This window comes from Hyphomicrobiales bacterium, from assembly GCA_039989895.1.
Taxonomy (GTDB): Bacteria; Pseudomonadota; Alphaproteobacteria; order Rhizobiales; family JACESI01; genus JACESI01.
This window is the reverse complement of sequence record JBDXGY010000006.1, coordinates 481,295-503,291: the sequence shown is the minus strand read 5'-3', so window position 1 is coordinate 503,291 and position 21,997 is coordinate 481,295. Positions and strand designations below refer to the sequence as shown.

Genomic DNA, 21,997 nt, shown 5'->3' with positions numbered 1-21,997 from the left:
TGGTTGTCAAGCACGATATGTCTGATTACAGGTGTATGGAATAACATCTTACATTGGAACAATCATGTCGCCGCCTGATAATGCGCCCACTCACGAGCCCATAGAAGCCTCATCCGGCAAGGGTGCGGGCGATGAGAACTTTCCGGTCGGCTCTTTCTTGATCGCCAAACATCTGCGCCCTCATGTGGCCGCCTATTATGACTTCGCCCGTGCCGGTGATGATATTGGCGATGATCCCGATCTTAAAGCCGATGAGAAAGTCCGCCGCCTCACAGCTTTTGAAACAGCACTGATGACGCCTGAGCATGCAGAGGCTGGAACGGAAAAAGCGACCACTCTCAATCACAGCTTGAAAGCCAGCAATGTACCACTTGAACGCGGGCGCAAACTTCTCGATGCATTTCGCCAAGACGCCATTAAAAACCGTTATCAAACATGGGACGAACTGATTGATTATTGCACCATGTCGGCAGATCCTGTGGGGCGGTTTTTGCTCGATCTACACGGTGAAGACCCATCAAGATATGAGAATTCTGACGCTCTTTGCACCGTTCTTCAAATTCTTAATCACTTGCAGGATTGCGGCAAAGACAAAGCGGAAATTGACAGGGTTTATATTCCCGCCGACTGGCTCAACGAAGAAAGACTTGATGATAGTGTTCTTGATGGCAACCATACGCCAACCTCTTATCGTCGTGTTTTAGACCGTTGTCTTGATGGTTGTGACCCACTGCTAGCCCTTTGCCAAAAGCTACCCTCCCGCCTTAAAAGTAGACGTCTGGCGGCAGAATCCACTGTCATCGTTCATCTTGCCCATAAGCTGCATAAACGCCTTCGAAACGGCGACCCACTGGCAACGCGCGTTAAGCTTAAGAAGAGTGATTTTGCACTGGCCGGATTTTTTGGACTGATGCGTCTCGTCTTTCATCGCCAAATTCGTTAAAACAATCTCATGAATTTGCAACATCTTCGCCCACTTGAAACACACAAAGACTTCGATGACCCGAAAGCTTATGCCGAGCATTTGATGACGCAATCTCGCTCGTCCTTTACGCTTGGCATGAAAATGCTCTCAAAAGAGCGGCGTGAAGCAATTTATGCGGTTTATGCTTTTTGCCGTGTGGTAGATGATATTGCGGATGAAGCTGGCGATAAGAATGAAAAAGCTGATCTTTTGCAAGATTGGCGCCGCGAAATTGACGCACTTTATGAAGGCACGCCCCGCTCGCTAATTGGCAAAGCGCTGGCTCGCCCTATATCAGACTTCAAAATTCCAAAGCAGGAACTTATTTTGATGATCGAGGGCATGGAAGCCGATGTGCATGGTCCTGTATGCGCACCATCGCTGAATGAACTTCTTGGCTACACTCGCCGTGTTGCTGGCACTGTTGGTATGATGTCTATTCGCATCTTCGGTGTATCGAACGTTGAGGCGCGTGATCGCTTTGCGCTTCATTTGTCTGATGCATTTCAACTCACCAATATTCTGCGCGATGTTGAAGAAGATGCCGAACTTGGGCGGCTTTATCTGCCGCGCGAAATATTGCTTCAACACGGCATTGAAAACGATGATCCGCATGTGGTCGCTCAACACCCTAATCTTCGTGCTGTCTGCCGTGATATTGGTAAAATTGCCCGCGCCCGCTTTGATGAAGCAAGACGTGCGCTCTCGTCTCTTGAAGGCGAGCCGGTACGCACTGCCTTGATTATGATGGGGGTTTATGAGGGCTATTTGGAACGTATGGAGGCGGCTGATTTTGAGCGCGACGCTGCCCTTCATAAAATGTCTAAATGGCAAAAACTTGCACGCGGTCTTCGCTATGGTTTTGCCTTTCCTAAGCGCGCCATCCCAGCACCAGATGACAACACCCCACCCCTTGCCAATGTTGACGCGTCATGAGCGGAACAACGCATATCATCGGCCTTGGCGTTTCGGGTTTGAGTGCGGCTGTGCGGCTCGTTGAAGCGGGGCGAAAAGTCTCGCTTTATGATGGCGCAAAGGTTGCTGGTGGGCGTTGTCGCTCGTTTCATGATGCAAAGCTCGATTGTCTCATCGATAATGGCAACCACCTACTATTAAGCGGCAACAAAAGCGCCCTCTCCTATCTCGGTCTTCTGGACGCGCGCGATGAGATTGAAATTGCGAGTGAGGCAACTTTTGCTTTTGCCGATTTAAAAAGCCGTGAGCGGTGGTCCGTCACCTTAAATGATGGGTTGATACCGTGGTGGATTTTTAACAAGAAAAAATCAATACCGGGCGTAAAGTTTGGCGAATATAAAAGCGCACTGAATTTTCCATTCGCCGATGATCATGCCACCATCGCAAGCCTAACAGGCGACAGCGGCGCATTGTTTGATCGGTTTTGGGAACCGATGACATGGGCGGTCTTAAACACCACACCTGATCGCGCCAGCGCCAAATTGATGTGGGCGGTCTTGCGCGAAACTTTCGCTAAGGGTGGCTCGGCCTGTCGGCCAATGATCGCCAAACGCGGCTTGAGTGAGACATTTGTTGATCCAGCCCTCGCTTATCTTGAAAAGCACAATGTGAAGCCAGCCTTTAATGCGCCCTTGAAAGAGCTAGAAATCAGCGGCAACAAAATCACGAAGCTTCACATCGATGATGCCGTGATTGAGCTTGGCGATGAAGATCAAATTGTGCTGGCAGTTCCCCGCGTACAGGCAGCACGGCTGTTGCCTGATTTATCCATGCCTGATGGTGATGCGGCGATCGTCAACGCACATTTCAAAATGGCTGAGCCGCTTGCACCCGAATATGCCCTGCCGCTTTTGGGGCTTGTGAATGCCAAAACCCACTGGATTTTTACACGCGGCAATATCATCAGCCTAACAATCAGCGCAGCTGACGCGCTTGGGTTGGACCGTCTTTCAGAAGCAGAATTTTTGCCTGTCCTATGGCAAGAAGTTTGCGAAGCGCTGCAATTGCCTGATGGCACAAACTATGAGGCGGGTCGTCTTATCCGCGAACGACGCGCCACTTTTGACCAATCACCAGCAAGCGTCGCAAAACGCCCGAAACCGCGCGGTACATTTCCCAATCTCACCCTTGCAGGCGATTGGGTCGATAACGGTCTACCCGCAACGATTGAAGGCTCGATCCGTTCCGGTGAAATTGCAGCCCAATTGGTGGTGTCATGAGCATTGGCGTTATCTGCGGGTTTCAAGCCGAAATAGACTGCTTCAACAAAGCAATCCATGCGGCAAATCTCAACCCACAACACTTTACTATCATCCCATCTGGTTCCTCGTCTGAGCGCGCGCGCGAAGCCGCAGAACGACTTGTGAATGAGGGATGCGACAAGCTTATATCATTCGGCATTGCCGGCGGGCTTGATCCTGCACTTGGCGTCGGTGACGTGGTTTTTTCAAACCATGTTGTTACCACCATGGATGAAAGTTACGGCACAAAGCCTAAGGGTAAAATCGAAAAACCAACATTACGAGCAGGCAGCCGCACCGTGAAGGGCAGCATTTGTGGGGTGGATTCAATCGCTTTCACACCACAAGACAAAAACAAACTCTTTGCCGCAACAAAAGCCGCATGCGCAGATATGGAAAGCCATGCGGTTGCGCGCACTGCCATAAAAAACAACCTAGCGTTTTTTGCGATCCGTGCCATTTCAGATGCAAGTCGTGACACTTTGCCAGCCTTCGTTGCAAATGGCGTAGATGCGAGCGGCCAGCCACAGATTATGCCCATTTTAAAAGGGTTGGCAGCCAATCCGTTCAGCCTGCCGCTTTTACTCACCTTGAAAAAGAACACCGACACTGCACTCAACGCCTTAGAGACGGCCAGTGTTCGGCTTTTGCCATCGCTGATCTGACTGATTAGTTTTAGAAATCAACGAAAAATGTCAAAACCACCCAAACCAGTACAACACCCCAAAAACACATATTGATAAAAGAGCGCAGCACCCCGCCATCCTCTTCAATCGTGATGCCGATCCAATTAAGAACCAGCGTTCCAGGTAATAAAAATCCCTTTATTAAAGCCTTGAAAAGAAACATCAGCTCCTCCCTAACATTGGAATGTTGGTGTATTTGAAGGTGTATAGTTTCGTTAGCCTGAGGCCATATAGGCGGACTTGCGAACGGGTCATTTGAGCGCGCAAGCCAAAGGCTGGTTGCAATTCGTCTGGCGGCCTCATTGACCATAGGCGCTGCTTCTTCAGTAAAAATATGCTGGGTTGTTGTGTAAAATAGGCTCAACCACTCTTCAAAATCCTGCGTTTCAATGCCTTCAATACGCTGATGAACCGGCACGGGCTTGCCTTTGTATTCGCCTGTTCGCAACAAAACAGAACGCCAAAAAGCCTTCATCTTTGCTAAATGCTCGTCCCAATCACCATGGACATGGTGCTGAAAAATCGGGCCTAAGCGCTCATTTAAAGCAATCTTTGCATAAAACCCCTCAACCAGATCTGATATTTGATCTTCGGTGATGGAAGGATGAACACTTTGTCTTTCAACATGAGCGCGGATTTCAAACTTGGTCATATATTGCTTCTTAATCATACATATTATTTGTATGTTTTAATTAACAAGGCCACGTGCTAAATACAAGATATAAAATGAATGTTTTGGGTATATCATGAGACTAAACCAAGCCAGTGATTTTGCGCTGCGTATTTTGATGCTCCTTGCCACCAAAAAAGAACCGGTGACAGTTGAGGTGATTTCGCGTGAATTAAACCTCGTTAAATCGCATGTCATGAAAATTGTGGCGAAGCTTGTCAAAGCCGGAGTGCTCACAGCTCACAGAGGACGTTCCGGTGGCGTTGGTTTGGGCAAACCTGTTGACGAGATCATTATTGGTGATGTTGTGCGCGAGATTGAGGCCGATTTTGCAATCGTTGAATGTATGCAAGACAAAACCTCAAACTGCACCTTTTCCCCTCAGTGCAAATTAAGGGGCGTCATGGCAGATGCGAGAACGGCCTTCCTCGCTGTTCTTGATGCCCACACTCTCAAATCAATTACACTACAACTCAAATAAACATCCACCGCCACCGGTAGATCCCCATAAAAAAACCGGCTCAAAGGAGATCCTTTAAGCCGGTATTTTAAGATCAAAATGAAGCCTGCTTATTCAGCTGCATCCATTTTATCAAGCTGTTCTTGGACAAGCGCATCATAGACATCTTCTGTCGGACGCTGGTTCGACATGTCGATTTCTGGCGCCATTGGTCCATCAAGTTTCGGTCCACGAATGCCGACCATCATTGCTTTGAGCGGGTTATTGGTCGCGTCCATCGCAGCAGTTGGTTCATAACCACAGTGTGCCATACAGTCGGCGCATTTCTCATAGCGGCCTGTGCCATAGGCATCCCAATCGGTATCTTCCATCAGCTCTTTAAAGGTATTGACATAGCCCTCACCCAAAAGATAGCAAGGCTTTTGCCAACCAAACACATTACGTGTTGGCATGCCCCAAGGGGTGCATTGATATTGTTGATTACCGGCGAGAAAATCGAGATAAAGCGATGAATGAGACAAGGTCCATTTACGGCCCTCACCCTTTTTGAAAACTTCGCGGAAAAACTCTTTGGTTTTCTTGCGGTTCAGGAAGTTATCCTGATCAGGCGCACGCTCATAAGCAAAGCCCGGCGATAGAGTAACGCCCACATCAAGATCACGGCAGAAATCAAGGAATTCCACCAGACCATCAACGGGATGCCCATCGAAAACCGTGCAATTGGCATTGACCTGAAAGCCTTTTTCCTTCGCGACTTTAATCGCGCTGACCGCTTTATCAAAAATGCCCGAGCGGCAAACTGATTTATCGTGGTGGTCCTTCATGCCGTCCAAGTGAACAGAGAAGAAGAGATATTTTGACGGCGTGAAAAGATCAATTTTCTTTTCAAGCAAAATAGCATTTGTACACAGCGAGACAAACTTCTTGCGTGCAACGATGCCATTGACGATGTCTACGATCTCATTGTGAATGAGTGGTTCACCACCTGGAAGGGCAACGATAGGCGCGCCGCATTCATCAACTGCTTCCATGCACTCTTCAACACTCATGCGTTGTTTCATGATGGGTTTAGGGTAGTCAATCTTGCCGCAACCGGCGCAAGCAAGGTTGCACTGAAAGAGCGGTTCAAGCATGAGAACAAGAGGATATCTCTTGTTACCTTTGAGCTTTTGGCTGGCAACATAAGCGCCAACTTTAGCTTGCTGAAAAATAGGAACGGACAAGGCTTTTCCTTTTTGTCGAATGCAAGGCGAAATAGTTGCCTTATTGATTATCTTAAATTTGTCAAACGTCTACTCGCAAAAGCACGCGCCGTCCAGCGGTCAGCGCGATTACTTTTACTTAATAGTAAAACTTTAAGAGCCGATGAAACGCTTCAAAAAGCTATTCAAGCTTTGTGCACCTGATTGTTTAACTTTTGATTGAAACTCCGTACGACGTAAAACGAGGGTGGAAATTCCGCCTGTTGAGTAATCAATAACTCTTGGTTTGCCACCAATGACCCGCATGCGCCAGACAACTGTAAAAGTACGGTTTTTTGCAGGAATTTTTGTAGTCACGAGCACATCACCCCGCACCGTGCGGGCACTAGTAACTTCACCGCCACCGCCGCCAGAGCCACTGAATTGTTTAGAGTATTGTTTCGCTATGTAGGCTGGGAATAGTCTTCTAAATTCTGATAATTGGCCACCTGAAAACTTGGATCTCTGTTTTCCTAACAATGCATTCGTCCATGTACCAATTGCAAAGTGACGTTTAACAACTGACGTCAATCCGCTTTGGCTCCCGCCAGCTTTTTTCGCAGAGCCTAAGAGAGCTTGAACTTGACGGATTGATTGCTTTTCCGTTGCGCTTTGTGCGTTTGCGTTGGGGGTAAACACCAATAACAATGCGACTGAGACCAGCGCAATAAAGGCCAATACTACCGTTTTTTTGAAGTTATGTTGATCTGCTTGAGTTATTACAACAGTTGAAGAACGCATAAATTTTCCTTTCGCGCCAAGCCATAAGCAGCTTGTTAGCTATCTCTTATTTAAGCCAGCATTTATTATTACCAACTAAATGCCCAAATAAACTAAGGATTACAACGTGAAATGTGGCTTTTTAACGCCGTTGAAGAACTTTTTCAAAAAAATCCATTAATATGGGTGTCAACACTATAGATGCAATTAGGGTCACAGAGATCGCTATGGCCAGCATCTGTCCCATACTCGCTGTGCCTGTGTGTTTAGACACACTTAAGGTTGCAAACGCAGCAATCGTGGTCAATCCACTGAATAAAACAGCTCGCGGTGTGCTGGTTTCATAAAGAGCGGCACTCTCCTCAACCTGGTCACGGCGCATGGCTATATGAATACCGCTATCCACGCCCAAGCCGATAAGTAAGGGCAAAACAATCACATTTGCGTAGTTAAACGGAATACCCAACCAAACACTGGCCGCAGCGGTTAAAAGTCCTGCCACCATCAACGGCAAAAAGATTGCCAACACTGTCGTAAAGCTTCGCAATACAATCAGCGTTATTAGGATAATACCGGAAGCTGCAAGAATCAAAGCAGTGATCATTGCCTTTGATACAACCTTGCCTGCTTTTGATATTTGAAGGGGGGCGCCTGCTGCATTTTCATCAAACCTCTCAACGCTTGTGACAAAACGTTCCAAAACTTCAGGCTGTCGCAAATCTTCGCGCGGAACCACATCAATGCGCCATCGGCCGTCTTTTGTGCGAAATCGTTCTTTGAAAAAAGCAGGTAACTTGTCAATGGTGACCACATCCACACTCAGCTGCGCTTCAATTGTGTTTATCATCGCAGGAAAATACCTAAAAATATCAGCTTCAACCGCTTTTTGCATCTCAGGCGTCGCCCGTGCGAGCTGGTCCAGTTTGGCGGCAAATTGCACAGCCATTGGTCTTTGCTCAAGCGGCGCAAGACGATCACGCAGTGCTTCAAGCGGTGTCTTGCCCTCAGAGAGCTTAGAATGCTCTAGTCCATCCCCACTGACAATCGTATCAAATGTAGGAATAGCAAAATCAATCAATTCAAATTTTTCATCTTGCTTATCGGGCACCAGATCGCTCAAGGTTTGGGCGCTTTTCACTGTATCAAGTTTGGCAACCTCTTGCGCATCCTGATTGGCAGTCTCTTCATCAGCTCTCAATAAACTAAGGCGGTAAGGTACTGTTTCAGGCCGCTCCTGTAAAAGGGCCAAAGCCTTCATTGAAGGGCTTTGTGGATCACGAAGCGCGATAGGGTCAGCATCAAAGCGCACGTCACCAGCAATAAAGAGTGCTCCTCCCCCAAAAACGATCAGTATAAGTGTTAGAGGTTTGCGCAATATCAGCATCGCATTGTTAATAAGCGTTGGTTTTTGATCTGTCTGATCGTTGATAAATTTTGGAGCGAACCATCTAAAGCGAACGATCAATGCTGGAACCAGCGTAACCGAGACACAAAATGCGACCAAAACACCAACGGCACCAAGCACACCGAGTTGAGCCATGCCAACAAATTCAGTCGGCACAAAAGACAAAAAAGCTATTGCCGTAGTCAAAGCACTTAACGCGAGTGCCCCACCGATGCCCTGCCCCATCGCAATTGCGGCCTCACCAGCAGTGGTATGATCCCCATCTTTCAAATGAGCCAGAGCATGAATGGTGAAGTCCAAACCTAGCCCCACAAGAAGTACAATGAATGCTATTGAAACTAAATTAAGTTCACCAAAGAAAAGTGCAGCAAATCCGGTCGTTATAACGAGTGCCGTAATGAGCGCAATGAAGGTCAGCACAACATGGGGCAGCGAACGAAAAGCCATGAGAAGTAACACCGCAACCAGCAGAAATGACAACGCCAATGATAGTCCAATGCCCGTTGATACGCTTTTAAGTTCTTCAAAACGCAAGACTGGGTCGCCGGTCACGCTGACACTGCTCACTTGCTGTAAGTCAGCAGGCAAATTAGCAATCGCATCGGCCACCGCGCTGATTGATGCTTTTGCCGGTTGTATCGCTTCAAAGTCCAAAACAGGACGCACATAAATCAAGCGTTGGACCTGTTCGCCACCAGATTGGCTCTTGGCGGTACTATCCGTTGTTGCTGCCCAAGATAGAGGGCTAAAACGACCAGCTAATCGACCTTCTATCGTCGCCGTAGCGCTCGCATAAAAATTATCCAAGAATGATAAATCAAAATTGGTTTTTTCCGCCAATTCTTCGGCTGTATAAAGGGAGCGATAAAAACTTGGCAGCGAAGGATCTTCCCTCAAAGTCGCAAGCATGGACGCTGAATTATTGAGTTGTATGAGGTTGTTTTCAAGTTCCTCGAGCCCTTGATACAAAAGCCCGTTTTCTTGAAAAAAAGAATCAATCGCCGGTGCAAAAACATCCACCACTTTGTCGTTATTGTTTAATGAATCAAAAATTATCCGTGTTGTCGCATCCGCCGTTTCAGCAATATCCGCTCGCACAACAACAACAATGGTATTTTTAATGCTGGGGAAATCCCGATTGAGTGCTTGCGTGTTTTTCTGAAAGGATAATGAGGAGGAAAGCATCTGACTTGAATCAGTATTTACGCCCAAAAAACTGACTGCAGAACAAATGCTTAGCAAAAAAATAACGGCATAACCACTCAACGCTAAGCCAGTTCTTTTAATGATCGCCGCTATAACCCCCGCGACAAGGGTGTCTAAGAATTTTATCATGTGAATACGTAACGTAAAAATCGAAATAAGCGCAAACAATTTCTTATTGTTGCAAAGAAACCACAGCTTTTACAAATTTGTGATTAAACTTAGTTTGGAAATTAATAGAATGCTGTTAAACGTTGTTATGGTAATCTTCAATCAGGTTACTGATATTTACGGTTGGGGTCATATGACTAATTTTACTAAAAGTGCCTGCATAATAAGCAAAAAAATTATTGGCCCTGTTCTCATCGCATGTGCACTTGCAGGATGTTCGGTTACAGCAAACAACAGCGCGCTCTTATTAGATACGTCATCTAAGATTTCAGTGGTTGAAATACCTCGCGTCAATCCAACACGCGACACGAATTCATTGCCATCATCAAAATCTGTTTTTGCTCAAACGGTGAAAAGTCCACCTGAAGCAGAACAAGTGATTGAGGAGGATGCGCTCCTTAATGATAGTGTTGTCGAAGCAAAAGACCCTAATGAAAATTTCAACCGGAAAGTCCATGGATTTAACTTCGGCGTTGATAAAGTCATTATCCGTCCCCTGTCAAAAGTTTATGGCACCGTCGTACCGCCACTATTTCGTCTCGTCATCAAAAACGGGTTACGTCATCTGGAAATTCCAGGTGACCTGATAAACTACACGTTGCAAGGCAATGGCAAAGAAGCCGGAACAACCTTAAAGCGCTTCTTTATTAATTCCACATTGGGCATAGGCGGCGCTTTTGATATCGCTGGAGAGCTTGGTCATTCGTATAACCCCACAGATTTTGGTTTGACACTGGCAGACTGGGGCGTGGGTGAAGGCCGCTATCTTGTCACACCTATCTTCGGTCCCGGCACAGTACGCGATGCTTTCGGCCGCATTGTGGATATTGGCTTAAAGCCCCAAACCTATATTGGCGTTATAACAGATTTTAATTATGGCGGCTTGATTTCTAATGGCGTTGAAACCATCGACAAACGTCACCGCAATGGGGATTTGCTTGATAACGTTATCATCTCGTCTCCAGATCCATATGTAACGTTGAGGTCAATATACCTACAACGGCGCCGGGCTCTTGCTTCTGATAATATCATCGGTGCAGACGGTATGCTGGACGCCCTTCCCGCAATTGCAACAGCTGGCGAATAATAAAACTAGGAAACAATCAAAACTATTGAATTTTCTCTCTTGAAATAGCGAGCAAACCCTAGTATCTGACCATTCAGTGCCCCTATAGCTCAGCTGGTAGAGCAATTGATTTGTAATCAATAGGTCCGCGGTTCGAGTCCGTGTGGGGGCACCATTCATCTCTTTATTGCTGTTGTTTTTCAATTGCTTAAAGATGCATGATCGCTTTCAAGTAATCCTTCTGCCCATCTTCACTGTATTACTGGCATCAGGTTCATAGCCTGAACGTCGTAGGTTCAAGCCCTACCCCCGCGACCAAATTTTAATAAAATCAATGATTTGATATGGCGCCCGGAAAGGTGTTGTTTTTCATGTCCGCACTGTGTCCGTAAAATGCACGGCCATCGACCTGTGAACCAAGGTTCATTGTTCTGTATGATAGCTGCAAGCAGTGCTTCCGTATCGATGGGAAAATTTGCGAACTTTACGATATGGAGATCACCCCCAACACAGTCTCCCCCAAATCATACGTCTTTTTAATCAATGACGCGTTAGGTATTATAACGAAAGAAAAATAGGACACCATGAGGTCCCATCTGTATTAGTTGGTTGAGAGGGTGCGTGTTTAGCTGGATTACCAGCAATGAAAAGCAGATAAATTCACCGATGCGGGTCATTAGACTTCTGGAGCAAAAATTGAAAATTCTAATTTATCCGCCCATCAATAATGGGTCCAGCAATCCACTGAACTCTTATTTGTATAATCACCTCAGCCTACTGGGGTGCTCGATTGAGGCCTTCAAGCTTAGAGGAAAACTTCCACAATCCGACATTGTACATGTTCATTGGCCAGATAGCTTCATTCTTGGTTTTAAAGCAAAAACAATCAAAGAGCATTTCAGTTTGAGACGAAAACAGATCAAACGAATGAAAGATTTCTTGCACCAATTGAAAAGGTGCAAATCTAATGGAGCCAAATTAGTTTGGACCGTGCACAACATTAAGCCCCATGAAAAGGGTAATCCGATCATAAGTAAGTACTTCTGGTGGAAGTTTCTAGCGCTTGTGGATGGTCTCATTTTCTTGAGTAAGACATCACAGGCGACCGCCCTACAAGAACGTCCAGAATTGCGAGGGATCCCAGCACAGGTAATTCCACGTGGTAATTTCAACCAACTTGCTGATCGCTCCCCTACATTCAAGCAAGCGCGGGATGGATTGAAAATTCCGTACAACGAATTTGTATATCTGTTTTTTGGAAGGCTACGTGCATACAAGAATATAGAAAAATTAACGCAGGAGTTCATTCACTCAGAAACAGGCAGCTCTCGGTTAATCATCGCTGGGGACGATCACCCAAATAGAGCCATTGGGGACAAGTTATCGCAAATTGTAACCCAGCACCCTAACATCTTGCTCGACCGCCGGCTTGTGCCGGATGAAGACCTTCTCACTTATATAAGCGCCTGCGACGTTGTTATATTGCCCTATAAAGAAATTCTAAATTCAGCAGCACTTTTGATGGCGTTATCATGTGGTCGGCGCGTGGTTTGCCCCAATATGGGAACCATGGCCGAAATTGCGGAAATGGTAGGTCCAGAATGGGTATATACATACGAAGGTAAATTTGAAGCGAAAATACTCGAAGACGTTCGAAGTGAATTTCAGAAAAAGCCTGCGAAGGGGCGAGCTACACTCCCAAAGGCGTTCGATTGGCCCGAGGTCGCTAATGCCACTCGGATTTTTTATCACACCTTGCACAAGACGCCTCATGCGACTGCGACAATTGCTAGGTCGAATGTGAACACGACTTTCATGCGGTCTGAGGCGAAGGGGGCTCCCAAAAAATGATCAGTTTTCCTTCTATTTTCCGTCGATCTGCGGCGAAAGAAATATCGGTTTATGACCGCAAAATTGTGACCGTGTTGCCAGATCCGAACAACCCATCAGCTGAAAATAAAATCAATCGTATTGCCGCGCGCCTTTCTGCAAAGGGCGGAGGAACGGTCATTCTTGCAGCAGGTGTACACACGGTGAGTAACCCCATTGTGTTGGAACATAATATCCGATTGAAGGGGATCGTATCAAACGGGCGACCAGTTAGCTGGGTCGTCCTTGTTGATAATGCAGCTTCATTTCGCGGTAGGGCCGGAATAATTCGTATTAAAAAATCACGGCCCGTCAAAGGCGACTACAAGCTTTCGAACGTGACAGTCGAAGATCTATTCGTTGATGGAAATAGAAAAAACCAACGTCAAGATGTCCACGATGAAGAGAAAAAATACGGGTTATATTCAGAGTCTATCGACTTAACGGTAAGACGGGTCACCATTCGCAATTGTATGGGCTATGGTTTTGATCCCCACGGAACGGCCGCTAAGACTCCTAGTATAAATACAACCATAGAAAATTGCCTGTCCTACGGAAACCTTCTCGATGGCTTTACGTTAGACAATCAATTTGGCCTGACCTTTCAACGCAACCAAGCATATGGCAATGGTCGACACGGTATTAACGCATGCACGGGCTCTTCCTATTGCTTGTTTGCCGACAACATCACCCGTGCAAACAAGGTTACGGGCATGACCGTTCAACACAATAAGCAGAATATTTCTCGCAAAATCAAAATTGTCGAAAACCTTATCGAAGAAAATGAGGGAAGTGGCCTTTATCTGCGTGGCGTCGAAAAAATAGATGTAGAACGCAACACCATCCGTTCTAATGGCGAAGCAGGAATACAAGCGTCAGGCACGGAACAAGTGAGGATCGCAGATAATCATCTTGAACGAAATGTGCGCAGAATCGAGTTAAAGAGAGGTGATGTGCATATTGAAAGCTACAAGGGTAAAATCTCAAAAGAGGCTACGATCGTAAATAATACTATCGTGTCCGACCAAACCGATCCTGTGACAATACTTCCAGAATGCGATAAAATTGAGATTACTTCCAATCGAATAACGAACGAAGGTCAGTCCTGAAGTTTTCTCTTTTTATGCGCGTTTCTATTATTTCTAACCTTGGCAATACCAAAGCGATCATCCAATACAATGTATGTTGATGATCTTTGGGTTACCAGAAAAGTCGAGGCTATCAAACGTGTCATTTGCGACCACGATCAAGCCCCAATCTGCTGACTCAGTTTCTTGTTTACTGATTATGTGATGACCCAGGTCTGCTATGTTACAAGCAGTAGTGCCGGCATTTTGATGCGCAGTAGAATCTTGGTCAAATGAGGCGTCATATATGCTTAATTGCACGCCATGAGCGATCAGTCTTTCCGCAAGTACACAATTTGGGCTTTCTCTGACATCGCTAGTGTTTGCCTTGAAAGCCAACCCGACCAGTAAAACTGGTTTTCCAGGTTCAATAGCGCGAAGGACTTGATCTAACTGGTGATCTTTATGTGCCTCGTTCGAGGTGATGAGGCTGTCGACGAGAGGCGTGTTTGCGCCAACCTCTTTTGCAACTGACTGCAATGCGCGAATGTCTTTAGGAAGACATGAACCGCCAAAGGGTCCGCCGGGGCGCAAATAGCGCGCGGATACGTTTAGCTTGGTATCGGCAACAAACATTTCATGTGCGGTATTCGCTGATATATTGAGCCGCTCACACATTTGTCCAATTTCATTGGCAAAGGCGACTTTCGTACCATGCCATGCATTGTCTACAAATTTTGTGAATTCCGCTTCTGCGAAATTTGTATAAAAAACTTTCGCCTGACAACCTGAGTAAAGTCGGTCCATTGTTTCAGACGGCGATCCGTCATGTGTGCCAAAGACGATTTTTGGCGGGTCGTAATAATCGTTGATCGCTTGTGCTTCACGCATGAATTCCGGGTGATAAACCAGTTCCACCCAATCTTTGAAGTCGGGCCCAAGAATGGTTTGGAAGTTTTGCGCAATCAAGCCATCCATTGTACCTGGACGTACCGTGGAGCGAAAGGCAACGGTGACCTTTTTTTGGGGGCGATGTAAGAGGCTTTGCGCGATTTGTACAGAAACATCAGCAATATAGCTCATGTCATGCTGACCATCAGGTGCCGACGGTGTTCCAACACAAACGATAATAAGGTCTGAACTCTTCAGGGCTGCTCTGGGGTCGACTGAGGCGGATAACACACCAGCGGACACGACATCCTCTAGCAATTCATCAAGCCCTGGTTCTGTGAACGGTGCGAGACCTGAATTCACTAGGTCAGTTTTTTCAAGGCTCGTGTCAACGCCAACAACCTTATGTCCTTGAGCGGCAATGCAACAAGCAGAAATAAGACCGACATGACCAAGCCCAAAAACGGCAACGTTAAGAGGTTCTGCACTATTATTCGATGTTAATTGAGATGCTATTTTAAAGTGTTCAAAATTAGTCTCTTGATTGATAAAATTCATCGAATTACTCTTTATACTTGGTTTACTTATACATACTCAGTTGGCAGTTTGATCTTGTTCCTTAGTATTTCAATGAATAGAAAGAGCTGCGGCTCTTAATTGTACATTACTCCAGCGACTATAATTACGAAAACATTAGGGGCTGGCGAGCCTTTATATAAGTTTTGTGCCTATTTAGCACAATCAGAGTTAATTTATACAAATATTTAGTTAACTTCGCATTAAAGGTTAAGTGTTGAGGCCTTTACAAATCTAGGGGCAATTCAATATGCGGGAATTCACCTTGATTTCGCCAATCAACTCAAACATGTTAAGATGATGCGATGTCGAGGAAGGTAAATATGGCTGATTCATATAAGATCATTCCGGGTAAAAATATGTTTGAACGATCCATGGTATCAAGCATGAAAATGAATGAAGCCACTTGGTTGCGCCATGCAAACCCTTGGTCTGTATGGACACGATTTAGCTGTCTCCCACTGATCGTTCTTGCCATATGGAGCCGACAGTGGCTGGATATCTGGTTTATTGCCCCTCTAGCCGCCGCAATAATCTGGACATGGATCAATCCACGCGTCTTTCCTGTGCCAAAGTCTTTTAATCATTGGCCTGCGAAAGCAACCTTTGGTGAAAGGGTCTGGCTTAATCGTCTTCATGTACCAATAGCTAACCACCATCAACGCGCCGCGCTGATTTTGACTATCATGATGTTTCCAGCCCTCGCGGTCATGGCATATGGCCTCTATGACATGAGCTTATGGCCCACGCTGGGCGGCATGATTTTGTCTATGATTTTGAAGGTATGGTTTTGCGATCGCATGGTCTGGCTTTATGAAGACATGCGAAAGGAAAATCCGGTCTATGCAAGCTGGGCCCAACGACCGGAAAACGATAATAGCGAGAAAAAAGCAGCTTGAGTTTGAAGTCCTATTTGTCTTCCCAGCTAGGGGTGCGCTTTTCTAATACTGCGCCAATCCCCTCTTGTGCGTCTCGCGCGAGCATATTTTGCACCATAACATCTGCACAATGTGAATAGGCATCTTGAAGGGGCATCGCAGCTTGTTGATAAAACGCCTGCTTGCCAACCTTCAACACATATGACGATTTAGAGGCGATAATCTCGGCCATCTCTTCGACTGCATCATCCAGAAAATTTGGTTCAACCACTTTGTTGACAAGACCAAATTCCAGGGCTTTGCCTGCAGAAATTTGCTCACCCAGCAGCAACATTTCCATGGCCTGTTTGCGCGATACATTGCGCGATAATGCAACCATAGGCGTGGAACAGAAGAGCCCAATATTCACGCCCGGTGTACAAAACGCAGCCCGATCGCTTGCCACGGCCAAATCACATGATGCAACAAGCTGACAGCCCGCCGCTGTTGCCAAACCATCAACCTTAGCAATAATAGGTTTTGGCGAGCCGACGATAGCCTGCATTAAATCAGCGCACTCTTGCATGATGTTTGTGAAATACGCCTGCCCCCGATCATCGTCTGAGCGTCGGGCGGTGAGTTCTTTCAAATCATGGCCCGCACAAAAAAGACGCCCTTCAGCCTGCAAAATGATGACCCGCACCTCATCACCCGCGCCTTTAATCGCAGAACTCAACGCTTCAAGCATCCTCTCAGATAAGGTATTCGCTGGCGGCGATGCCATTGTGAGGGTCAATATGCCTTGATTTGAAAGTTCGGTTTTCAGCATGATACTACCCATCTTGTTGCCGGTTTACTTGAAGTGTGTTTCATATATTGGAAAAATACAAATTCAAGGTGATTTCGTGGACAACCAACCTGCTATAACAAAAGAGGAATTGCTCAACACCCTCAGTGAAGAATTCCCCCAAGTTTTCGATGAGCATAAAATATTTGATATCGAACATGTTGGTTACGGTGATGTTCGCTTCAGGTTACTCACACAGGAAAAGCATCTGCGACCCGGAGGAACAGTTTCTGGCCCCACCATGATGATGTTGGCAGATTGCACCTCTTACGTATCCGTCTTAAGCGTGTTGGGCAAAGTCTTGCTGGCGGTCACTACAAATCTCAACATAAACTTCCTGCGAAAACCACCAAAGGGTGATCTTATCTGCGAGGCGCGGCCTTTGAAGGTGGGAAAATCATTGATGGTTATTGAAACATCATTATATGGCGCAGATGATCCAGACAAAAAGACAGTCGCCCACGCCACAATGACCTATTCCATCCCGCCGAAGCGTAATTGAGGCTAAGTTTTTGTGGTAATATAATACCTATTTTATAAGCTATTGTTTTTATTGCTTTTTCTTAAATAAAAAGCCTTGACTGTGCTTTGTTTCTGGATTACTTCACCCAGCAATAGAGGAATAACCGTTCCTCGTTGATCAATATTCTTACGATAAAGATGGAAAATTCCATGAAAACCTTCTCTCAGAAGCCGGCAGAGGTCGAGAAGAAATGGGTGATAATTGACGCGAAGGGCCTTGTTGTTGGCCGTCTTGCCTCTGTTATTGCTACACGTCTTCGCGGCAAACATTTGCCAACATTTACTCCCCATGTAGACATGGGCGACAACGTTATTGTTATCAATGCTGATAAAGTTGTCTTCACCGGTAGAAAATACGAAAACAAAAAATACTACTGGCACACAAATTTTCCGGGCGGCATCAAAGAGCGCACAGCACGTGCGATCCTTGAGGGTAAATTCCCTGAGCGTGTAGTGCAAAAAGCAGTACAACGTATGTTGCCAGGTGGCCCTTTGAGCCGTCAGCAACTTCGTAACTTGCGCGTATACGCAGGCGCCGAACACGAGCATGAAGCACAGAAGCCTGAAGTCCTTGACGTCAGCGCGATGAACTCCAAGAACAAGAGGGTTGCATAATTATGGCTGAAGAGATCAATTCCCTTGAGGACCTCGGCGAAGCAATAGGCACTGTAGAAGCAGCTGGCGATGATCAGCCTGCAGCACCTGTTTATGTTCAAAAACTAGACGCCCACGGTCGCTCTTATGCAACTGGTAAACGTAAAGACGCTGTAGCGCGTGTTTGGGTTAAACCAGGTTCAGGCAAAATCATTGTCAATGGCAAAGAAATGCCGAAATATTTTGCGCGTCCTGTTTTGCAACTTCTTATCAATCAGCCGCTTGAGCTTGTTGATCGCAAAACACAATACGACATCACAGCAACTGTTTCCGGTGGTGGTCTTTCAGGTCAAGCTGGTGCGGTTCGTCATGGCATTTCACTGGCGCTGACACGCTATGAGCCCGATCTTCGTACACCTTTGAAAAAAGGTGGCTTCCTAACACGCGATAGCCGTGTTGTTGAACGGAAGAAATACGGTCGCGCAAAAGCTCGTCGTTCATTCCAGTTCTCAAAACGCTAAAGCGTTATTGGGGGCCAGTTCTCAAAACGCTAAAGCGTTTTACACATACAATATTACGACAAAAAGCGCGGACATCCTCCGCGCTTTTTTATTTTGCAATCATCGCAAACTGAAAGCGTTATTTAACGGATGCATGATAATTTCTATACAACCAATGCATGTATGATGACTATCGGATCTCAAATTTATGACACTCGCTATTGTCACGACCTATTATAACGAAGTTGAAACAATCGATGAGGTCGTAACCGCAATCGCCAAGGCCCCCTCACCTTTTGCCTTGTATCTTATCGATGACTGTTCAAGCAAACCGCCTGAAAATGTTCTCACCCGCTATGGTGATGAAGAATGGTTTCACTATTTTCGCAATGATGAAAACAAAGGCACCGTTTTTGGCCTGAACCGTGGCATCAAGGCAGCCTTAGCTGATGGCGCTAAATTTATTGCCATCAATGATTCCGATGATATTTCATATGATAACCGCTTTCCAGAACAGCTCGAAGCGCTCAACAATGATCCCGATTTAATGATTATCGGTGGTGGTGCGGACTTTACAGATCAGGAAACAGATCAACTGCTCTGGAACACGCAGCATCCAAGCGACAATGCAAACATCCATCGGCGAAACAAAATAAACTCAGTCTTTGTCCATTCCACAGTCATCTATCGAGCAGAAGTATTTGAGAAAGTAGGGTTTTATCGCGAAGGCGTCTATGCGCTCGATTATGAGATGATAACGCGGGTGCTGGCCACAGGCTGTAAGGCGGCTAATCTGCCTGAGACTGTATTAAAATATAATGTTCGTGAAAATTCGATGTCCGTCTCCAAAAGACGCACTCAAATTGCCTCACGCTTAAAAGTACAACTAGCGCACATCAATATTTTCAACCCATGGAGCCTATGGGGTATTGTACGCAGCATGATGGCTTATTTGACGCCTGACAGAATGCTCAGCAATTTAAAAACGGCGCTGCATAAACGGAATAAATCATAATTATGAAGAGCACTGGCCTTTTTTCACAAGCCGGATGGAGCCTTACTGGTCAGATTGGCTATTATGGCTTGCAATGGCTGAATATGATTATTCTGGCGCGTCTCTCAGGCCCAGAAGCTGTTGGTCTCTATACGCTTGGACTGGCTATTGCCAACCCGATCATGGCAGTCGCCAGCCTGATGTTTCGGTTGGTCTATATTACAGAACAAGAAAACCGCTGGGGGTTTGATGACTATAACGCTGTGCGCTGGGTTGCGCTGCCGCTCGGTGTCTTGGTTATCAGCGCAACAGCGCTTGGTCTTGGCTATAGCGATCTCGCGCTCATTGTAATCCTGCTTGCTGCAAGCTGGAAGATGTCAGAAACCTTGAGTGATATCAATTACGCGATACCCCATAAAACTGGCAATATGAAAGCCATCGCGCTTTCGATGATTGGGCGCGCGGCCTTGTCGTCATTTGTGTTGGCACTTGTACTGAATGCCTATGGGCGACTCGATTTTGCTTTGGCCGCTTTCTCGCTCACTTGGTGGGTTTGCTATCTGTTTTATGACAAGCGCTTTGAAAAGGATGCCGCGGCCAAAGTAGGAAATGCAGATCGTGCAACGTTGGTGCGATTTGCACTACCGATGGCTTTGTCTGCGGCGGTCGTCTATCTCACTTTTTCTGTGCCGCGTATTGTACTCGATCAATATGAAGATACAGCCACTTTGGGTGTTTTCGCTGCGATCTCACACATACTCCTCATTGGAGCCCTTGTGGTCAACTCATTAGGGGCCGCTGTTACACCGCGATTGGCTCGTAATTTCGCAAGCCGCGATATGAAAAATTATTATCTTGAAATTGGCTTTGGTGTCGCTGTTGCAGCCTTTGTATCGCTTGGATTTATTGGCGTTGCCTATATCGCTGGTGATCTGCTTATTACTTTAATTTACGGCAAAGAAATTGGCGAGCAGAGCGATTTGATACTCATCATGAGTCTTGCCTCCCTCCCTGTCTATATTGGATCTCTCTTAGGGTTCGTTCCTCCGGCTCTTCAGCAGTATCGCTTCCATCTGATCGTCAATATAATAACGGTCGCAGGCACGGGATTGGCTGCTTTCTATTTTGTTCCCACACACGGTGCCCTTGGTGCGGTCTATGCCATCATGGTTCAAGGCATCTTGCAGCTGTTAAATGGCCTGATCTTGTTCAAGAAGCCCGAAAACACAGTGCCAAAACCTGAACACTAGATCAGCAAATATGACACTCCTTGCTTGCGCTGTGAAATGTGTCGGCGTATGAAAAGCTCTCTATTGATAAAGGATGAATGACATGGCTGATAAAAAGCTTCGCATTGGTGTTCTAGGCGCGTCTGGATATACAGGCTCTGATCTCGTGCGTCTTGCTGCCCGCCATCCTAACATTGAGATAACGGCGCTCACCGCTAATTCCCATGCTGGCAAGAAAATGTCTGCTGTCTTTCCGCATTTTTATATGCTGGACTTGCCCGACCTCGTGACATGGGAACAAGTGGATTGGAACGATGTCGATGCCGTTTTCTGTGGCCTGCCCCATGGCACCACCCAAGATGTGACCCGCGCGATTTATGAGGCCAATGACGACATTAAAATCATTGACATGTCCGCCGATTTTCGGTTGCGCAACACAGCCACTTATGCCGAATGGTATGGACTAGACCACCGCGCGGCGCACCTACAGGGCGAAGCGGTTTACGGCTTGAGCGAGCATTATCGCTCAGACCTTAAATCAGCGCGACTGATTGCTTGCCCGGGTTGTTATCCGACCGCCACATTAATGGCCCTTATTCCGCCCGTGAGCGCTGGCGCGATTGAGGCTGATGATTTGATCGTCGATGCTAAATCCGGCACCACCGGCGCTGGACGCAGTCCTAAACAAAATACTTTGCTATCAGAAGCCGGTGAAGGAATGACACCTTATGCGGTCGCAGGCCATCGCCACGCCCCTGAAATTGAACAGGAAGTATCAAAGGCTGCTGGTCATCATGTGACTGTCAATTTCACCCCTCACCTCATCCCAATGAGCCGTGGCGAATTGTGCACCATTTACGTAAAGCTCGCGAGTGGCAAAACCGCATCCGATGTGCGCGCCAGCCTCAAGGCTGCTTATGACAATGAGCCTTTCGTGCATGTGGCCAATGAGGGTGTGATGCCGCAAACGCAAATGGTGCGCGGCTCAAATCACTGCGTTATCAATGTATTTGAAGACCGCATAACAGGTCGAGTGATTATTATCTCGACGCTTGATAACCTCGTCAAAGGTTCAGCCGGTCAAGCCTTGCAGAATTTCAATCTTGCTTTTGGGTTACAAGAAACACTTGGGTTAGAGCAGCTTCCGCTGTTTCCTTGATGGGTGCTTTAAAATAGTTGGCAGAGTGATTGAGGCAACTCAAAATAAGAAAACTTCATGGACCCAAACTTTGAAAAGAGAACGGTATGA

At 46.4% G+C, this 21,997-nt stretch carries 21 protein-coding genes and 1 tRNA gene; 16 read left to right on the top strand and 6 right to left on the bottom strand.

Features of this window, described 5'->3' with window-relative positions:
* Positions 1–64: 64 nt before the first annotated feature.
* The 4 genes from hpnC to ABJ081_08875 are packed head-to-tail and all read left to right on the top strand — an operon-like array spanning position 65 to position 3,845.
* On the top strand, positions 65–943 hold the full coding sequence (gene hpnC, locus ABJ081_08890) for a squalene synthase HpnC (protein ID MEP6356786.1): 879 nt from the start codon (positions 65–67) through the stop codon (positions 941–943).
* 9 nt (positions 944–952) lie between these two features.
* Entirely contained in the window at positions 953–1,900 is a 948-nt protein-coding gene (locus tag ABJ081_08885) for a squalene/phytoene synthase family protein (protein ID MEP6356785.1), read from the top strand.
* Positions 1,897–3,159: a hydroxysqualene dehydroxylase HpnE gene (hpnE, locus tag ABJ081_08880; protein MEP6356784.1), complete on the top strand. Its 1,263-nt coding sequence runs from the start codon at positions 1,897–1,899 to the stop codon at positions 3,157–3,159. The genes ABJ081_08885 and hpnE overlap by 4 nt, the downstream gene beginning before the upstream one ends.
* On the top strand, positions 3,156–3,845 hold the full coding sequence (locus ABJ081_08875) for a hypothetical protein (protein MEP6356783.1): 690 nt from the start codon (positions 3,156–3,158) through the stop codon (positions 3,843–3,845). Before hpnE ends, ABJ081_08875 begins: the two co-directional genes overlap by 4 nt.
* Positions 3,846–3,855: 10 nt before the next feature.
* Here ABJ081_08875 and ABJ081_08870 read toward each other — a convergent pair whose 3' ends face one another.
* Entirely contained in the window at positions 3,856–4,518 is a 663-nt protein-coding gene (locus ABJ081_08870; protein MEP6356782.1) for a group III truncated hemoglobin, read from the bottom strand.
* 94 nt (positions 4,519–4,612) lie between these two features.
* On the opposite strand from ABJ081_08870, the gene ABJ081_08865 reads away from it, so the two are divergent.
* Complete coding sequence (locus tag ABJ081_08865) at positions 4,613–5,017, top strand: Rrf2 family transcriptional regulator (GenBank protein MEP6356781.1); 405 nt, start codon at positions 4,613–4,615, stop codon at positions 5,015–5,017.
* 89 nt (positions 5,018–5,106) lie between these two features.
* Here the strand turns inward: ABJ081_08865 and hpnH are convergent, their stop codons facing one another.
* The 3 genes from hpnH to ABJ081_08850 all read right to left on the bottom strand — a co-directional run bounded on the left by hpnH (position 5,107) and on the right by ABJ081_08850 (position 9,697).
* Positions 5,107–6,219, bottom strand: a complete 1,113-nt coding sequence (hpnH, locus tag ABJ081_08860) for an adenosyl-hopene transferase HpnH (GenBank protein MEP6356780.1) — start codon at positions 6,217–6,219, stop codon at positions 5,107–5,109.
* Positions 6,220–6,351: 132 nt separating this feature from the next.
* Positions 6,352–6,978 (bottom strand): ABC transporter substrate-binding protein, encoded by a 627-nt coding sequence (locus tag ABJ081_08855; protein MEP6356779.1) that lies wholly within the window; start codon positions 6,976–6,978, stop codon positions 6,352–6,354.
* Between the two features lie 121 nt (positions 6,979–7,099).
* Positions 7,100–9,697, bottom strand: coding sequence for an MMPL family transporter (locus tag ABJ081_08850; GenBank protein ID MEP6356778.1), 2,598 nt, complete (start codon positions 9,695–9,697; stop codon positions 7,100–7,102).
* 172 nt (positions 9,698–9,869) lie between these two features.
* Between ABJ081_08850 and ABJ081_08845 the strand changes: the two genes are divergently transcribed.
* From ABJ081_08845 to ABJ081_08830, 4 genes are all read left to right on the top strand, one after another.
* Positions 9,870–10,823 (top strand): VacJ family lipoprotein, encoded by a 954-nt coding sequence (locus tag ABJ081_08845; GenBank protein ID MEP6356777.1) that lies wholly within the window; start codon positions 9,870–9,872, stop codon positions 10,821–10,823.
* A gap of 78 nt (positions 10,824–10,901) precedes the next feature.
* A tRNA-Thr gene (locus tag ABJ081_08840) sits at positions 10,902–10,977 on the top strand.
* Positions 10,978–11,792: 815 nt separating this feature from the next.
* Positions 11,793–12,653 (top strand): glycosyltransferase, encoded by an 861-nt coding sequence (locus tag ABJ081_08835; protein ID MEP6356776.1) that lies wholly within the window; start codon positions 11,793–11,795, stop codon positions 12,651–12,653.
* Positions 12,650–13,780, top strand: coding sequence for a right-handed parallel beta-helix repeat-containing protein (locus ABJ081_08830; protein ID MEP6356775.1), 1,131 nt, complete (start codon positions 12,650–12,652; stop codon positions 13,778–13,780). Before ABJ081_08835 ends, ABJ081_08830 begins: the two co-directional genes overlap by 4 nt.
* A 57-nt stretch (positions 13,781–13,837) precedes the next feature.
* On the opposite strand, the gene ABJ081_08825 is transcribed toward ABJ081_08830, so the two are convergent.
* Entirely contained in the window at positions 13,838–15,187 is a 1,350-nt protein-coding gene (locus tag ABJ081_08825) for a nucleotide sugar dehydrogenase (GenBank protein MEP6356774.1), read from the bottom strand.
* Between the two features lie 341 nt (positions 15,188–15,528).
* On the opposite strand from ABJ081_08825, the gene ABJ081_08820 reads away from it, so the two are divergent.
* Positions 15,529–16,104, top strand: coding sequence for a DUF6653 family protein (locus ABJ081_08820; protein ID MEP6356773.1), 576 nt, complete (start codon positions 15,529–15,531; stop codon positions 16,102–16,104).
* Between the two features lie 10 nt (positions 16,105–16,114).
* Here the strand turns inward: ABJ081_08820 and ABJ081_08815 are convergent, their stop codons facing one another.
* Positions 16,115–16,891 carry an enoyl-CoA hydratase gene (locus ABJ081_08815; protein MEP6356772.1) on the bottom strand — a complete coding sequence of 259 codons (777 nt, stop codon included), beginning with the start codon at positions 16,889–16,891 and terminating at the stop codon, positions 16,115–16,117.
* A gap of 76 nt (positions 16,892–16,967) precedes the next feature.
* Here ABJ081_08815 and ABJ081_08810 point away from each other — a divergent pair, with 76 nt between their 5' ends.
* From ABJ081_08810 to argC, 6 genes are all read left to right on the top strand, one after another.
* Positions 16,968–17,411, top strand: a complete 444-nt coding sequence (locus ABJ081_08810; GenBank protein ID MEP6356771.1) for a PaaI family thioesterase — start codon at positions 16,968–16,970, stop codon at positions 17,409–17,411.
* Between the two features lie 170 nt (positions 17,412–17,581).
* Positions 17,582–18,046 (top strand): 50S ribosomal protein L13, encoded by a 465-nt coding sequence (gene rplM, locus ABJ081_08805; GenBank protein MEP6356770.1) that lies wholly within the window; start codon positions 17,582–17,584, stop codon positions 18,044–18,046.
* A gap of 2 nt (positions 18,047–18,048) precedes the next feature.
* The gene (rpsI, locus tag ABJ081_08800; GenBank protein MEP6356769.1) at positions 18,049–18,546 is read left to right on the top strand and encodes a 30S ribosomal protein S9; all 498 of its coding nucleotides are present in this window, start codon (positions 18,049–18,051) and stop codon (positions 18,544–18,546) included.
* A 187-nt stretch (positions 18,547–18,733) separates the two neighbouring features.
* Positions 18,734–19,540 (top strand): glycosyltransferase, encoded by an 807-nt coding sequence (locus ABJ081_08795; GenBank protein ID MEP6356768.1) that lies wholly within the window; start codon positions 18,734–18,736, stop codon positions 19,538–19,540.
* A gap of 2 nt (positions 19,541–19,542) precedes the next feature.
* Positions 19,543–20,769, top strand: a complete 1,227-nt coding sequence (locus ABJ081_08790; GenBank protein ID MEP6356767.1) for a lipopolysaccharide biosynthesis protein — start codon at positions 19,543–19,545, stop codon at positions 20,767–20,769.
* A gap of 82 nt (positions 20,770–20,851) precedes the next feature.
* Positions 20,852–21,907, top strand: a complete 1,056-nt coding sequence (gene argC / locus ABJ081_08785) for an N-acetyl-gamma-glutamyl-phosphate reductase (GenBank protein ID MEP6356766.1) — start codon at positions 20,852–20,854, stop codon at positions 21,905–21,907.
* Positions 21,908–21,997 lie beyond the last annotated feature (90 nt).

Coding starts and splice junctions, on each gene's coding strand:
- hpnC (MEP6356786.1), top strand. CDS start 65: ATGTCGCCGCCTGATAATGCGCCCACTCACGAGCCCATAGAAGCCTCA.
- ABJ081_08885 (MEP6356785.1), top strand. CDS start 953: ATGAATTTGCAACATCTTCGCCCACTTGAAACACACAAAGACTTCGAT.
- hpnE (MEP6356784.1), top strand. CDS start 1,897: ATGAGCGGAACAACGCATATCATCGGCCTTGGCGTTTCGGGTTTGAGT.
- ABJ081_08875 (MEP6356783.1), top strand. CDS start 3,156: ATGAGCATTGGCGTTATCTGCGGGTTTCAAGCCGAAATAGACTGCTTC.
- ABJ081_08870 (MEP6356782.1), bottom strand. CDS start 4,518: ATGACCAAGTTTGAAATCCGCGCTCATGTTGAAAGACAAAGTGTTCAT.
- ABJ081_08865 (MEP6356781.1), top strand. CDS start 4,613: ATGAGACTAAACCAAGCCAGTGATTTTGCGCTGCGTATTTTGATGCTC.
- ABJ081_08855 (MEP6356779.1), bottom strand. CDS start 6,978: ATGCGTTCTTCAACTGTTGTAATAACTCAAGCAGATCAACATAACTTC.
- ABJ081_08850 (MEP6356778.1), bottom strand. CDS start 9,697: ATGATAAAATTCTTAGACACCCTTGTCGCGGGGGTTATAGCGGCGATC.
- ABJ081_08845 (MEP6356777.1), top strand. CDS start 9,870: ATGACTAATTTTACTAAAAGTGCCTGCATAATAAGCAAAAAAATTATT.
- ABJ081_08830 (MEP6356775.1), top strand. CDS start 12,650: ATGATCAGTTTTCCTTCTATTTTCCGTCGATCTGCGGCGAAAGAAATA.
- ABJ081_08825 (MEP6356774.1), bottom strand. CDS start 15,187: ATGAATTTTATCAATCAAGAGACTAATTTTGAACACTTTAAAATAGCA.
- ABJ081_08820 (MEP6356773.1), top strand. CDS start 15,529: ATGGCTGATTCATATAAGATCATTCCGGGTAAAAATATGTTTGAACGA.
- ABJ081_08815 (MEP6356772.1), bottom strand. CDS start 16,891: ATGCTGAAAACCGAACTTTCAAATCAAGGCATATTGACCCTCACAATG.
- rplM (MEP6356770.1), top strand. CDS start 17,582: ATGAAAACCTTCTCTCAGAAGCCGGCAGAGGTCGAGAAGAAATGGGTG.
- rpsI (MEP6356769.1), top strand. CDS start 18,049: ATGGCTGAAGAGATCAATTCCCTTGAGGACCTCGGCGAAGCAATAGGC.
- ABJ081_08795 (MEP6356768.1), top strand. CDS start 18,734: ATGACACTCGCTATTGTCACGACCTATTATAACGAAGTTGAAACAATC.
- ABJ081_08790 (MEP6356767.1), top strand. CDS start 19,543: ATGAAGAGCACTGGCCTTTTTTCACAAGCCGGATGGAGCCTTACTGGT.
- argC (MEP6356766.1), top strand. CDS start 20,852: ATGGCTGATAAAAAGCTTCGCATTGGTGTTCTAGGCGCGTCTGGATAT.